The sequence below is a fragment of the Streptomyces sp. NPDC048415 genome, from assembly GCF_040651675.1.
GTDB lineage: Bacteria > Actinomycetota > Actinomycetes > Streptomycetales > Streptomycetaceae > Streptomyces.
This window is the reverse complement of sequence record NZ_JBEZKJ010000003.1, coordinates 257,381-271,364: the sequence shown is the minus strand read 5'-3', so window position 1 is coordinate 271,364 and position 13,984 is coordinate 257,381. Positions and strand designations below refer to the sequence as shown.

Annotated in this window: 12 protein-coding genes, 1 pseudogene and 1 riboswitch; of the genes and pseudogenes, 1 reads left to right on the top strand and 12 read right to left on the bottom strand. The window is 69.3% G+C overall.

The features are described from left to right. Positions 1-219: 219 nt before the first annotated feature. The 6 genes and pseudogenes from AB0D27_RS04360 to AB0D27_RS04335 form a co-directional block, all read right to left on the bottom strand. Entirely contained in the window at positions 220-966 is a 747-nt protein-coding gene (locus AB0D27_RS04360; protein ID WP_362501856.1) for an SIMPL domain-containing protein, read from the bottom strand. A 379-nt stretch (positions 967-1,345) separates the two neighbouring features. Beyond that, on the bottom strand, positions 1,346-2,131 hold the full coding sequence (locus AB0D27_RS04355) for an SGNH/GDSL hydrolase family protein (RefSeq protein ID WP_362501855.1): 786 nt from the start codon (positions 2,129-2,131) through the stop codon (positions 1,346-1,348). 145 nt (positions 2,132-2,276) lie between these two features. Continuing rightward, positions 2,277-2,507, bottom strand: a pseudogene (locus AB0D27_RS04350) (DUF6250 domain-containing protein); the annotation flags it as partial. Beyond that, positions 2,495-2,911, bottom strand: a complete 417-nt coding sequence (locus AB0D27_RS04345) for a hypothetical protein (protein WP_362501906.1) — start codon at positions 2,909-2,911, stop codon at positions 2,495-2,497. The pseudogene AB0D27_RS04350 and the gene AB0D27_RS04345, both read right to left, overlap by 13 nt. A 192-nt stretch (positions 2,912-3,103) precedes the next feature. Then, positions 3,104-4,027 carry a LysM peptidoglycan-binding domain-containing M23 family metallopeptidase gene (locus AB0D27_RS04340; protein ID WP_362501853.1) on the bottom strand — a complete coding sequence of 308 codons (924 nt, stop codon included), beginning with the start codon at positions 4,025-4,027 and terminating at the stop codon, positions 3,104-3,106. A 4-nt stretch (positions 4,028-4,031) separates the two neighbouring features. After that, positions 4,032-4,188, bottom strand: a riboswitch (cyclic di-AMP (ydaO/yuaA leader). 302 nt (positions 4,189-4,490) lie between these two features. Further along, the gene (locus AB0D27_RS04335; protein WP_362501851.1) at positions 4,491-6,560 is read right to left on the bottom strand and encodes an alpha-galactosidase; all 2,070 of its coding nucleotides are present in this window, start codon (positions 6,558-6,560) and stop codon (positions 4,491-4,493) included. Positions 6,561-6,749: 189 nt separating this feature from the next. On the opposite strand from AB0D27_RS04335, the gene AB0D27_RS04330 reads away from it, so the two are divergent. Then, positions 6,750-7,547: a tyrosine-protein phosphatase gene (locus AB0D27_RS04330; RefSeq protein ID WP_362501849.1), complete on the top strand. Its 798-nt coding sequence runs from the start codon at positions 6,750-6,752 to the stop codon at positions 7,545-7,547. A 7-nt stretch (positions 7,548-7,554) separates the two neighbouring features. Here the strand turns inward: AB0D27_RS04330 and AB0D27_RS04325 are convergent, their stop codons facing one another. The 6 genes from AB0D27_RS04325 to hpnH form a co-directional block, all read right to left on the bottom strand. Continuing rightward, positions 7,555-7,671, bottom strand: a complete 117-nt coding sequence (locus AB0D27_RS04325; protein WP_362501904.1) for a DUF6126 family protein — start codon at positions 7,669-7,671, stop codon at positions 7,555-7,557. Between the two features lie 44 nt (positions 7,672-7,715). Beyond that, the gene (locus AB0D27_RS04320) at positions 7,716-8,354 is read right to left on the bottom strand and encodes an XRE family transcriptional regulator (protein ID WP_362501847.1); all 639 of its coding nucleotides are present in this window, start codon (positions 8,352-8,354) and stop codon (positions 7,716-7,718) included. A gap of 83 nt (positions 8,355-8,437) precedes the next feature. Next, complete coding sequence (locus AB0D27_RS04315) at positions 8,438-9,838, bottom strand: aspartate aminotransferase family protein (protein ID WP_362501845.1); 1,401 nt, start codon at positions 9,836-9,838, stop codon at positions 8,438-8,440. Then, positions 9,835-11,766 (bottom strand): 1-deoxy-D-xylulose-5-phosphate synthase, encoded by a 1,932-nt coding sequence (gene dxs, locus AB0D27_RS04310; protein ID WP_362501843.1) that lies wholly within the window; start codon positions 11,764-11,766, stop codon positions 9,835-9,837. Before dxs ends, AB0D27_RS04315 begins: the two co-directional genes overlap by 4 nt. Positions 11,767-11,794: 28 nt before the next feature. Next, a complete protein-coding gene (gene ispG / locus AB0D27_RS04305) occupies positions 11,795-12,952 on the bottom strand; it encodes a flavodoxin-dependent (E)-4-hydroxy-3-methylbut-2-enyl-diphosphate synthase (RefSeq protein ID WP_362501841.1) in 1,158 nt (385 codons plus the stop codon). Positions 12,953-12,956: 4 nt separating this feature from the next. Beyond that, positions 12,957-13,979, bottom strand: coding sequence for an adenosyl-hopene transferase HpnH (gene hpnH, locus AB0D27_RS04300; protein ID WP_362501839.1), 1,023 nt, complete (start codon positions 13,977-13,979; stop codon positions 12,957-12,959). Positions 13,980-13,984 lie beyond the last annotated feature (5 nt).

The window sequence follows — 13,984 nt, the reverse complement described above, 5'->3', positions numbered from 1 at the left end:
GGGCTGAAGCGGGAGGCGTTGGTCGCGGCGGTGCGCTAGAGGCCGCGCCCCCGGCGCGTCGACCGTCGTACGCCCTGGCACCGGGCCGGTACGCGCACGGCGATCACTGGGTCCGTACGACTGCTGCGACCGCCGGGGCGCCTACGACTACGGTGACCACCGGGCCCGTGCGGCTACCGCGACCACCGCTCGCGTGTGAAGAGCCGGCACCTTTTCCGTTCAGTCCAGCTCGTACACCGCCGTGACCGTGATCGTGTCCCGGGTCTCGCCCGGCGCGACCGGCACGTTCGTCCCGGCCTGGTCGAAGGCCGCCGTCGCGATCGGTACCGGGCGAGACTCGCCGCTGCCGTCCTCGGTGAGGGAGACCAGTCGGCCGAGGCGGTGGCCACCGAGGCGGGCGTACTGGAGGGCCTTCGCGTACGCGTCCTCGTAGGCGGCCTCGCGGGCGCGGGCGTGCAGCGGAGCCGGATCGGCGATGTCGAAGGCGACGGAGTGGATGCGGCCCGCGTCGCCTGTGGCGTCCGTGAGGGCCTGCAGGACCGCACCGGTCGCGGCGATGTCGCGGACCTTGAGGGCGAACGACTGCGCGGCCTGGTAACCCGTCAGCTGGGAGACGCCGCCGTGGTCCTCGTAGACCGGGGACAGCGAGACGCTCTCGGTGCGGATGTCCCGCTCCTGGACGCCATGGGCCCGCACGGCGTCGAGCAGGGCGTTCGACGCGGCGCTCTGCGCGGCGAGGGCCTGCTTCGAGGTCTTCGCGGTGACCTCCACACCGGCGCCGACGATCGCGAGATCCGGCGCCGCGGTGGCGGTGCCCTGGCCGGTGACGGTGACCGTCGAGGGGCTGGGTGCGGCAATGCCGCCGGGACGGGCGGCCAGCGCGAGGGCGGGTGTCGTCGCGGCCTGGGGAAGGGTCAAGGCGAGGAGGGTCACGGCGAGCGCGGTGACGGTGCGAAGGGCGGGCATGCGGAGTCTCCTTCGGGCCCCGCCCCTCGGGACGTCGGGGCGGCGGTTCGCGGTCATCCCAGCACCGCCGACCGCGTCCCGCCCCGCGCCACTCCCGCGCTGTCACCTCACCGGTCGAGCCCGGCACCGGCACCCGCGCCGGCACCCGCAGCGGCGCTCTCCCTCACACACGCACCTGGGCCTGCGCGCCCGCAGCGGCCTGGCGCACAGCTAGGCCCCGCGCCCACAGCGGCCTTGGCACATACCTAGGGCCCCGCGCCCACAGCGGCTCGCACACGCACCCGCTCCCCCGAATCGCCCCCGCACTGCCGCAACGCCCCGCACCCCGCACCCACCATCAGCGGTCGGCGCCGACCTGCCAGGCGGGAGAGGCCGGACGTCAGGCCACCGACTCGATTCGCATCTTGATGTCGTCCGGCGACAGGGTTCCCTTGGCCGCCACGTGGTCGCCCGACGACTCCCCGCGCAACCGCCGCCCGATCCAGGGGACCAGGTACTCACGGGCCCAGTGGATGTCGTCGCGCCGTACTTCCAGGGTGCCGCGCGGCGGCAGCGGCGGCCAGGGCTGGTCAGGGTCGGCGGGGACTTCGAGGCCGAGGACCTGGCCGGCGCGGAGCGCCACCCGGGTGTGGCCCTCGGGAGAGAGGTGCAGGCGGTCACCGTCCCAGGCGCGGCGGTCCTGGATCGTCTTGAGCGACCAGAGGTCGAGGACCGGACAGCCGTACCGGTCCGCGATGGCCCGCACATGCCCGTTGTACGTGGCGATCTTGCCGCGCAGGTGTTTCAGCACGGGCACACCACGGGTGTCGAAGCCGGTGGTCACCATCACGGTGCCCACGGCGGAGGTAAGTTCGGCGATCGCGCGCTCGAAGCGTTCCGCGACCTCGTCGGGGTCGGTGCCGGGCCGGATGATGTCGTTGCCGCCCGCGGAGAAGGAGACCAGATCCGGGGCGAGTTCCTTGGCGCGCGGGAGCTGGTCCTCGACGATCTGGTCGAGCAGTTTGCCGCGTACAGCGAGATTGGTGTAGTTGAAGTCGCCCTCGGGCCGCCGGTCCGCGAGAAGCACCGCGAACCGGTCGGCCCATCCGACAAGGGCCCCGTCAGGCCCGGGGTCGCCGACGCCCTCGGTGAAGCTGTCCCCCACCGCCACGTACGACCCGATCACTGATCTGTTGTCACTCTTCGAATCGTCTGCCACATCGGGTCATGATTCACCTTTCGATGTGAGCTACGCGACCGTAAGGAAGGGTTGACGGTTGGTGAGATAAGCCACTCGTCAAGTATTGACCAATCTTGGAATACGCCTCGGATCAGGGGCGTTGATGCAGCCGCCACACACGGAAGTCACTGATCCGGAAATGGCTCCAGGTGGTGCGGAACGCGAAGTGCCCGCTGGTGTAGGGCTCCACGTCGGTGTAGTGGAAGACCAGCCACCCGTTGTTCCACCATTGCACGAGGGAGCCGTCCGAGACGATCCGGACCTGGTTGGGCTCGTTCGCGACGAGCAGCGGCTCGGTGTAGTCGTAGATCAGCGGCCGAACGCGGCGTCGGTGTCGTACCAGGGGAAGTGGGACACGATGCCCAGATCGGACTGCTGGATGGCGAAGCCCTCCGGGCCCGGCCTGTCGGGGTCGAGGTCGGCGATGTCGAACCGGTCACCGTGAATAGCCCCGTCGACGACGTAGCGCAGGGTGCCGTCGCTGTTCACGACGTAGTTGCCATCGGCGATCTCGTCGCTGCCGCCCTGGTCCACGTCGACGGTACGGATCTGGTGGAAGCTGGTGGCGCCGCTGCCCGAGGGGGCAACGTACTTCCAGCGCCGGGTCAGATCCGTCCCGTTGAAGTCCCACGTCTGGAAGAGGACGCGGAAGACTCCGCGCCCGGCTCCGACGCGGGTGACCAACTTCATGACGAGGCTGGGGTGTTCGCCGTCGAGGTAGGCGATGCCGGAGGGGCCGTCGGCGACGAAGTCGTCGGGGACCGGCTGCCGGGTGCGCTCGGTGCCCGTCTCGCCGTCGATCGCCGAGATGAACTAGCGCTGATCATGAACCGCTCACGGAACACCGAAGGCCGGACCCCGGGGATCGTGGGGTCCGGCCTTTGGAGGCGGTCCTGCCGTCAGGAGCAGGGAGCGGCGTCAGACGACGGCGACGCCGTGCGAGCGCAGGTACCCGACCGGGTCCACGTCCGAGCCGTAGTTCGGCGTGGTGCGGATCTCGAAGTGCAGGTGCGGTCCGGTGACATTGCCGGTCGCGCCCGAGAGGCCGACCTGCTGGCCCGCGGTCACGGTCTGGCCCGCCGAGACGGAGAGCGCGGACATGTGGGCGTACTGCGAGTACTGGCCGTCGGCGTGCTGGATGACGACCTGGTTGCCGTACGCGCCGCCCCAGCCCGCGGAGACGACGGTGCCGGGGGCAATGGCCTTGATGGTGGTGCCGGTCGGGACCACGAAGTCCACACCGGTGTGGTAACCGCTGGACCACATGCTGCCCGCCACCTTGTAGCCGGTGCCGATCGTCGCACCCTCGACCGGCAGGGTGTAACCGGAACTGGTGGCGATGGAGGCGGGCTTGGCCGTGGCGGTCTTGGTGGTCTTCGCGGCCGAGGTCGTCGTCTTGGTGGACGACTGGGTGGCGCCGGCGGCCGCGGCCTTCTTGCCGATCGTCAGCTTCAGGCCGGGGTGGATCAGCGACGGGTCGCTGCCGATGGCCGAGCGGTTGTCGGAGTAGAGCTTCTTCCAGCCGCCGCTGACGTTCTGCTCGTCGGCGATCTTGGAGAGATAGTCGCCGGCCCTCACCGCGTAGGTCTTCGTCGCGGCCACCTTCTTCGCGGCGGTGGGAGCGGCGGTCGCGGTCTTCTCGACCTTCTGCGCGACGGCCTTCTGCGCGACGGCCTTCTGCGCGACGGCCTTCTGCGCGACAGCGGCGGTCGGAGTCGCGGCATGGGCGCCGGCGGCCCCCATCAGAGGCAGCGCGAGCGCGGCGCCACCGGTTCCGGCCACGGCGATCGAGCGGGTGAAACGCTGGGACTTGGGACGGCGGTGCTTACCCTTCGCGGGCATGACGAGTTCCTCTCCGGCGCCTGCGAGGTGAGCTGTCGGGTGCGGGCTGGAGATGCCCGGCCGTGCGCATGCGCGGCTGTACCCCTAGCCGTTCCGGAGACCGGAACAGGCATGGAACCTGTGGGTCCCCCGCTCCTGCCGTGTGCGGGTGAGTGTGCGGATTCCGGGCGGCGGCAGGATTGGGCGTCCGTCCGGATTGGGGCAGAACGTAAGCGAGATGAGAGCGCTTCGACAACCATGGGCGATTTCTATGCACGTGCCGTTCTTGATCCATGCCGGAATTCCGGTCACCCTCCGTGCATGGACGATCTTTTCCGTTCCTCAACCCGCCTTTGAATTCGGGCTGATTGTGAAATGGACGCCGCAACGCATCGTCACGAATATGACGCTCCTCACGCACCTCACCCCACGGTGCTTTATTCCAGGGTTAGTTGGAATGAAGACGCCAATTCGGACAGAACAGTCAGATGCGACGCAGTCGGATAACCGTCGCATCGAGGTCGCCGCGAAGCCTCGTCCGCACCCCGTGATGCAGCAGCACCGCCCCTCGGTACACTTCGCCCGTTTCGCGGCACTCATACGCTTGTGTCGGGTCGAGTCCGCGCAACCGGAGTGCGGCGACGGGCTCACCGTGGTGCTGGGCCTGGAGCCAGGCGAGCACGACGGTCTCGTCGCCGTGGACGTACTGCACCGCGCTCAGCCCGCCCTCCGGGGGCCGCAGCCGATAGAGGTCGCCGCGCTGCACGACGGGCCGGATGTCTTTGTAGAGCTCCACCCACTCCCGCGCCTCGTCGAGTTCCTGCTCGCTCCACTTGGTGAGGTCTCCGCCGACACCGAGCACCCCGGCCATGGCGCTCACGAAGCGGAAGCGCAGCGAGCTGGCGCGCCCGTTGAGCTGCGTATTCGGGCTGTCCGTGACCCACGCGGCCATGATCCGGGCCGGGTGGACCTGGCTGAAGCCGTACTGGATGGCGAGCCGGTCGAGCGGGTCGGTGTTGTCGGAGGTCCACACCTGGTCCGTGCGCGCCATGATGCCCAGGTCGATACGGCCACCGCCGCCCGAGCAGGACTCGAAGGCGACGCCCGGGTGGGCGGCCCGCAGCCGGTCGAGGAGTGCGTACAGGGCCTGTACGTGCTCGACCCACAGCTTCTGCGGGTAGCGCTCGGCCGGCCAACCCGCGTCGGTGAAGCAGCGGTTGAAATCCCATTTCACATAGTCGATCGGGGCGCTGGAGAGCAGGCCGTCGAGCTGCCCCCAGAGATACTCCTGGACGTCCGGGCGCGCGAGGTTCAGTACAAGCTGATTGCGGTATTCCGTCCTGGTTCGACCCGGCTGGAACTGCACCCAGTCGGGGTGCGTGCGATACAGCTCGCTGTCCGGATTGACCATTTCCGGCTCGACCCAGATCCCGAACCGCATACCGAGCCCGTGCACATGGTCGGCGAGCGGCTTGAGTCCCGCGGGGAAGCGGTCGGGGTTGGGCGTCCAGTCGCCGAGGCCGGCCCGGTCGCTGGTGCGCGCCCCGAACCAGCCGTCGTCGACCACGAACAACTCGACCCCCATCGCGGCGGCCCGCCGCGCGAGCGCCTGCTGCTGCTCCTCGGAGATGTCGAAGGTGGTGGCCTCCCAGGAGTTGAACAGCACCGGCCGGTCCTGGCCGGCGTCGGGGATGACATACGCCCGCTGGTACGCGTGCCAGGCCCGGCTCGCCCCGCCGAAGCCGCCGTCGCTCCACAGCCCGGCGAAGACGGGGGTCGTGAACGACTCCCCCGGCTCCAGTCGCAGCAGTCCCGAGTCGTCGTACCCGGCGCCGCCGGTGATCTGCACGCGCGCGTCCGGAAGCTGGGCCACGGAGATCCGCCAGGAACCCGACCAGCCGAGCGCGCATCCGTAGACCTCGCCGGTCTCCTCGGTCGCCTCTGTGTCGAGCGCGACCCACGGCAGGTGCTGGTGCCCGGTGTGCCCGCGCCGGCTGCCGATGACCTTCTCACCGTAGGTGAGGGGGGAGCGCGCCAGCCGGGACTCGGCCGCCCATCGGCCGTGCAGCTGGGACAGCCGCCATCCGTCGCGCTCGGGCAGCGTCCAGGTCGCGGAGTCGGCGCGCAGCAGCTCCAGGGCGGGGCCCTCGCCCGCCAGGGTGACCCAGCGCTCGATGACATCGCCACGTGTCCGGTAGTGCAGCGTGATGCCGAGCCCGGAGTCGGAGAAGCGCAGCCGCAGCTCGTCACCGTCCGTGCCGTACTCCTCGAAGCGCCACTCGGTGCCGCGCCGCTCGTCCGTCCGCACCGACAGGGCGGGGCGTACGAAGCGGGGGCCGCCCTCGACCGGGTACTCCTCGTGTCCGTCGAGCGGCGACTCGAACGGCCAGTACCGCGATGCGGGCAGGACGGCGAGCGCCTCGGCGTCGGGCAGCGTGATCCGCGGGCCCCAGTGCAGATGCAGCAGCTCGTCGCGTTCGGTGAGCCGCAGTGCGTAACTGCTCGTCGGCCCCGACAGAAGCCACGTACGACCGTCCGCGCCGACCTCGATCATCGGTCCCCCACAGATTCGAACAGCTGCGATCACAGACCAACATCATCAGGGGATCCGGGTTCGGGAGCAACGCCTGTGGACAACTCATTGCCTCAGGAACCCATGTCGTATCGTCAAGAACGCAAACCGTCGACACACGCCGCCGAGCAGAGCCCGAGCAGCGACGACGGCCGAATGGGAGGAGCCCCCGTGACGCAGCAGATCCCGTCGACCGAGCCCGAGCTGGCCGGAGTGCGCAACTTCCGGGACGTGGGCGGCCTGCCCACCGAGGACGGCCGGCAGGTGAGGTACGGGCAGCTGTTCCGCAGCGGCCATCTCGCGCACGCCACCGAGGAGGACGCCGCGTTCCTCGCCTCCCTGGGACTGCACACCATCTTCGACTTCCGCAATGCCTCGGACCAGAAGCTGGAGGGCCCGGACGTCGAGCTGCCCGGCGTGCGGAACGTGAACCTTCCGCTGACCGACCCGGCCGACGGCGCCGAGTTCTGGAAGATGGTCCGCGACGGCGACCTCGACCAGCTACGCGCGATCCTGTCGGACGGCAAGGGCGCGAACCGGATGATCGTGTCCTACCGCACGATCATCAAGGAGCGCACCGCCGAGCACTCCCGGGTGCTGCACGCGCTGGCCGAGGACAGCGTGCCCGCCCTGATGCACTGCGCGGCGGGCAAGGACCGCGCCGGCCTGTCCATAGCCGTGACGCTCCTCGCCCTCGGCGTCGAGCGCGACGCGATCATCGCCGACTACCTGGAGTCGAACGCCGCGCATCGCCGCTACAAGGTGCACCGCAGCAGCACCTCCGCCTCCGCGTACTCGCCGGAGGTCATGGAGCTGCTCAGCCCGCTGTTCGACGCGCGCGCCGCCTACCTGACGGCGGCCTTCGAGACGATCGAGGAGACCTGGGGCGGGGTCGACGCCTACCTGAAGCAGGGGCTGGGCATGACCCCCGAGCTGCGGGAGCGCCTGCGGGAGCGGCTGCTGGACTGACGTACGCCTACTGGTTGTGCGCGCCCAGCGTGAAGAGCAGGTAGATGAAGGCCGCGAAGAGATGGCCGACGGCCACGTAGATGATCAGTCGCACCCACAGGGCGCGCGGGAACTTCTCCTCCATGGACCGCCGCGGGCCCGTCGGTTCGGTCTTCTCGGTGGGTTCGGTCATGGCGTCTCTCCCGAGGTCGGGTGTCCCGTCGCCGGGCCGAGGCACAGCGCGGCGGTGGGGCTCTGCAGCAGGGTGTGTACGAAGAGGAGCTCGGCCCCGCCGCGATCGTCGGCGGCGATGCGGTGCGGGGTGAGCGAGTCGAAGTGCGCGCTGTCGCCCGGCGCGAGCACGTGCGCGGTGTCCCCGAGGCGCAGTCGCAGCCGGCCCTTGAGGACGTAGAGCCACTCCTCGCCGGGGTGCACGCGCACGATGTCGCCCTGCGAGCCGTACGGGACGTGCACGCGCAGGGCCTGCATGCCGCGGCCCGAAGCGCCGGCCTGCCAGTAGGTCCAGCCGCCCGCCCCGGTCGGCTCCATGTCGGCGGCGCGTACGATCGCGTCACGCTCGGCGACCGTCTCGCCGAGCAGCTCCGAGACCGTCGTACCGTAGATACGAGCCAGCGCGAGCAGCATCGGCAGCGAAGGCTGGCGCCGGCCGGTCTCCAGGCGCGAGAGGTGGGCGGGCGAGAGCCCGGCGGCGCGGGACGCGACCTCAAGGGTCAGGGAGGCGCGGCGGCGCAGCGCACGGAGCTGTGGCGCGACGGCGGGCAGCTCGGCGGACGGCTCTTCGACCGCCCCGGTCTCAGCAGGGCTCATGTCTTCCATTGAGCCCGAGCCTTACCTGTGGGGCAAATCTTTTGCCCCACAGGTAAAAACCAGAACCAGCAGGCGGGCGAAGATCAGCGGTTCGCCACCGCCTGCTTCACCAGTGTCTTGCCGAAGTCCCACATCAGCCCGCCGCCGCTGTGCGCGTCGTCCATCACGGCGGTGAAGGCCTCCACGAAGCGGTCCACGTCCCGCTCGCCGATGATCAGCGGCGGGATCAGCTTGATCACCTCCAGGTGATCGCCGGAGACCTGGGTGAGGATGCGGTGCCGTTGCAGTAGCGGCACGACCACCATCTGCGCGAACAGGCCCTTGCGCGCGGCCTGCAGCATGGTCCAGCGGCTGCGCAGCTTCAGCGACTTGGGCCGCCCGAACTCGATGCCGATCATCAGACCCCGGCCGCGTACGTCGCTGAGCAGCTCATATGTGTCCACCAGTGCGGTGAGCCGGGACTTCAGCCGTTCGCCCGTGGCCCGGGCGTTCGCCACGACCTGCTCGTTCTCCATGACGGAGAGCACGGCGAGCCCCGCCGCCATGGCCTGCGCGTTCGACCCGAAGCTCGCCGAGTGGACGAGGACCCGGTCCATCGACGAGTAGACCTTCTTGAAGATCCAGTCCTTGCCGAGGGTGGCCCCGACCGGCACGTAGCCGCCGGACAGCGCCTTGGCCACACACACCAGGTCCGGCTCGACGCCTTCCTCGTGCTGGTAGGCGTAGAAGTCCCCGGTCCTCCCGAGGCCCGTCTGCACCTCGTCCGCGATGAGCAGCGCCTTGTGCTGGTGCAGCAACTCCTGGGCGGCGCGCAGATATCCGGGCGGCGCCTCGTGCACGCCCTTGCCCTGGATGGGCTCGACGATGAGCGCGGCGACGTCGCCCTTCTTCAACTCCCGTGCCAGAGCGTCGAGATCACCGAGCGCGACGGCCGTGTCGGGCAGCAGCGGTGCGAAGCCGTCGCGGAACCCGTCCTCGCCGTTCACGGACAGCGAGCCGGTGGTCAGCCCGTGGAAGGCGTGCGCGCAGTACAGGATCCGCGGCTTCCCGGTGGCGTAGCGGGCGAACTTCAGCGCGGTCTCGACGGCCTCCGTGCCGCTGTTGCCGAAGAACACCCGGTCCAGGTGAGGGCTGTGGGCGAGCAGCTTCTCCGCGAGGAGCCCGGGCAGCGGCTGGCAGTCGAAGCGGGTGAGGTCGGCGAGCGAGGCGTCGAGGACGTCGTGCAGCGCCCTGCGGACGACGGGGTGGTGGCGGCCCAGGCCCATCACTCCGAACCCGGCGAGCATGTCCAGGTAGTCGTCGCCGTCCGCGTCCCAGAAGTGGGCACCCTCGGCACGCTCGTACACCTTGTCGAAGCCGATGGTGTGCAGCATGCGCGGGAGCTGGTGATTCAGGTACTTGGTGTGCAGCTCGTAGCGCTCGGCTCCGCGCTCGGCGAGGAGCGCGCCGAGGTCGAAATCGCCCTTCTCCGCAGGGTCGGTCATTGCTGTTTCTCCTTGGACAACTCATCCACGGACAGCTCGTCCTTCGCCTTGGACAGCTCATCCTTGACGGCCAGGCCGGCGCTGATCCGCCCGGCGATCTCGACGGGCGTCAGACCTATGTCGGCCAGCACCTCACCGCGCTTGGCGTGCGCGAGGAACTGCTCCGGTATGCCGAACCGCCTTACCGGGACGTCGACTTCGGCGTCCCCGAGCGCCAGCGCGACCGCCGCGCCGACCCCGGCCGCCCGGCTGTTGTCCTCGACGACGGCGACGAGCCGGTGCTCGGCGGCGAGGCCGGGCAGCGACGGGTCGACGGGTTTCACCCAACGCGGGTCGACGACGGTGCAGCCGATGCCGCGGGCTTCGAGCAGTTCGGCGGCCTGGAGACAGACCGGGGCCATGACGCCGACCGCGACGAGCAGCACCTCGGGGTGGTCGGCCCGATGCAGCACATCCATGCCGCCCACATGGTCGGCCGCCGGGATCCGCGGCCCGACCGACTCCTTCGGGAAGCGGATCAGCGTAGGCGCGTCGTCGACGGCGACCGCCTCCCGCAGCTGGGCCCGCAGCTGGTCGGCGTCGCGCGGGGCGGCGATCCTGAGGCCCGGTACGACCTGGAGGATCGACATGTCCCACATGCCGTTGTGCGAGGCCCCGTCGACACCGGTGACCCCGGCCCGGTCGAGGACGAAGGTCACGCCGCAGCGGTGCAGTGCGACGTCCATGAGGAGCTGGTCGAAGGCCCGGTTGAGGAAGGTGGCGTAGACGGCGACGACGGGATGCAGGCCGCCGGTGGCGAGGCCGGCCGCGGACACCGTGGCGTGCTGCTCGGCGATTCCGACGTCCCACACGCGATCGGGGAACCTCTCGGCGAACTTCCCGAGTCCCACCGGGTGCAGCATGGCCGCCGTGATCGCCACGACGTCCTCGCGCTCCTGGCCGATCCTGACGATCTCGTCACCGAACACCGAGGTCCAGGAAGGCCCGTTGGACGGCGCGAGAGGCTCGCAGGTGAGCGGGTCCATCACGCCGACCGTGTGGAAGTGGTCCTCCTCGTGCGCCAGCGCGGGCTCGTAACCGCGCCCCTTCTCCGTCAGGCAGTGGATGAGCACGGGCCCGTGGAAGCGTTTCGCGCGCCGTAGCGCGGACTCCACGGCGCCCATGTCGTGTCCGTCGATCGGCCCGAGGTACTTGAGCCCCAGATCCTCGAACATGCCCTGCGGCGCGAAAGCGTCCTTGAACCCCTTCTTCGCGCCGTGCAGCGACTCGTAGACGGTGTTTCCGATGACGGGCGTGCGCAGTAGTACGTCCTTGCCCCAGGCGAGGACCTTCTCGTAACTGTCGGTCGTACGAAGGGTGGCGAGGTGGTTCGCGAGGCCGCCGATGGTCGGTGAGTAAGAACGCTCGTTGTCGTTGACGACGATGATCAGCGGACGGTCCTTGGCGGCGGCGATGTTGTTCAGTGCCTCCCACGCCATGCCGCCGGTCAGCGCGCCGTCGCCGATGACCGCGACGACATGGCCCTTCTTCCCTTGCACCTGACGGGCCTTGGCGAGCCCGTCGGCCCAGCCCAGCGCCGTGGAGGCGTGGCTGTTCTCGATGATGTCGTGCTCGGACTCCTCGCGCGAGGGATAGCCGGACAGGCCGCCCTTTCCGCGCAACTTGGAGAAGTCCTGACGTCCCGTCAATAGTTTGTGTACGTAGCTCTGGTGGCCGGTGTCCCACAGGATGCGGTCGACGGGTGACTCGAAGACCCGGTGGAGCGCGATGGAGAGTTCCACCACTCCCAGGTTGGGCCCGAGGTGGCCGCCGGTCCTGGCGACCGCGTGCACCAGGAACTCCCGTATCTCGTCGGCCAGTTCACCGAGTTCCGCCTCGGACAGCGCCTTCAGGTCGCGTGGTCCCCGGATGTTCTCCAGAATGGTCACGCTCGGGCCCCCTCTCGGTCCGTGCTGATCAACTCACCGTGACGGCCGGTTCTCCGGACGCGACGCCGTCGTTCTCCATCTGCTCGGCGATCTTCATCGCCTCGTCGATGAGGGTCTCGACGATCTTCGACTCGGGCACGGTCTTGATGACCTCGCCCTTGACGAAGATCTGCCCCTTGCCGTTGCCGGAGGCGACCCCCAGGTCGGCCTCGCGCGCCTCGCCGGGGCCGTTGACGACGCAGCCCATGACCGCGACGCGCAACGGGACCTCCATCCCCTCCAGACCGGCCGTGACCTCGTCGGCCAGCTTGTACACATCGACCTGGGCGCGCCCGCAGGACGGGCACGAGACGATCTCCAGGCGTCGCTGCCGCAGGCCCAGGGACTCCAGGATCTGGATGCCGACCTTGCACTCCTCGGCGGGCGGCGCGCTCAGGGAGACCCGAATGGTGTCCCCGATGCCCTCGCTGAGCAGCGCCCCGAAGGCGACGGCCGATTTGATGGTCCCCTGGAACGCCGGACCCGCCTCGGTCACACCGAGGTGCAGCGGGTAGTCGCACTGCGCCGCCAGTTGCCGGTAGGCGTTGACCATGATCACCGGGTCGTTGTGCTTCACCGAGATCTTGATGTCCCGGAAACCGTGCTCCTCGAAGAGGGACGCCTCCCACAGCGCCGACTCGACGAGCGCCTCGGGCGTCGCCTTGCCGTACTTCTGCAGCAGCCGCCGGTCGAGCGAACCGGCGTTGACACCGATCCGGATGGGAGTCCCCGCGTCCTTGGCGGCCCGCGCGATCTCCTTCACCTTGTCGTCGAACTGCTTGATGTTGCCCGGGTTCACCCGCACCGCGGCGCAGCCCGCGTCGATCGCCGCGAACACGTACTTCGGCTGGAAGTGGATGTCCGCGATCACCGGGATCTGCGACTTGCGGGCGATGGTCGCGAGGGCGTCCGCGTCGTCCTGCGTGGGGCAGGCGACGCGGACGATCTGGCAGCCGGACGCGGTGAGTTCCGCGATCTGCTGCAGGGTGGCGCCGATGTCCGACGTACGCGTCGTCGTCATCGACTGCACCGAGACGGGTGCTCCTCCCCCGACCGCCACCGGTCCGACCTGGATCTGCCGCGAGAGGCGGCGCTCCGCGATCGGCCGGACCGGCACCTCGGGGAGGCCCAAGGAAACGGCGGTCATTTCGTCACCCGCGGCTTTCCGTGAAGGTCTCACGGGCGGCGCGGATCGACTCCTTGAGGGAGCCCATGGTGGCGAGGACGGCTGTCGGCTCGTAGCCGCAGTGCGCCATGCAGTTGGCGCACCTCTCGTCCTTGCCGCGGCCATAGGAATCCCAGTCGGTCTCCTCCAGGAGCTGCTTGTACGTCTGCACGTACCCGTCGCTCATCAGATAGCAGGGCTTCTGCCAGCCGAAGAGCGAGTAGCTCGGGATCGCCCACGCCGTGCACGGGAAGTCGACCTTGCCCTCCAGGAAGTCCAGGAAAAGCGGGCTCTGGTTGAGCCGCCAGCGGCGCCGGTTGCCGCCCGCGAAGGCCTTCTTGAACAGCTCCCGGGTCTGCTGGACGCCGAGGAAGTGCTCCTGGTCGGGGGCCTTCTCGTAGGCGTAGGCGGGCGAGAGCATCATCTCGTCCACCTTCAGGTCGTCATTGAGGTAGTTCAGGACCTCGATGATGGTCTGCGGAGTGTCGGTGTTGAAGAAGGTCGAATTGGTGGTGACCCGGAAGCCGCGCCGCTTGGCCTCCTTGATGGCCTCCACCGCCTCGTCGAAGACGCCTTCCTTGGCGACCGACTCGTCGTGCCGCTCGCGCAGCCCGTCGATGTGCACGGCCCACGCGAAGTAGGGCGACGGCTTGAACTTGTCCATCTTCTTGCGCATCAGCAGCGCGTTGGTGCACAGGAAGACGAACTTCTTCTTGGCGATCAGCTGCCGCACGATCTCGTCGATCTGCGGGTGCATCAGCGGCTCACCGCCCGCGATGGACACCATCGGCGCACCGGACTCAAGGACCGCGCCCACGGCCTGGGCCACGGGCATCCGCTGCTTGAGCACACCGGCCGGGTGCTGAATCTTGCCGCAGCCCTCGCACGCGAGGTTGCACGCGAAGAGCGGTTCCAACTCGACGAGCAGGGCGAACTTGTCCCGCTTCCTGAGCTTCTGTTCAAACAGATATGCAGCGACCTTCATGGACTGCCGAAGCGGCATGGCCATCTGGC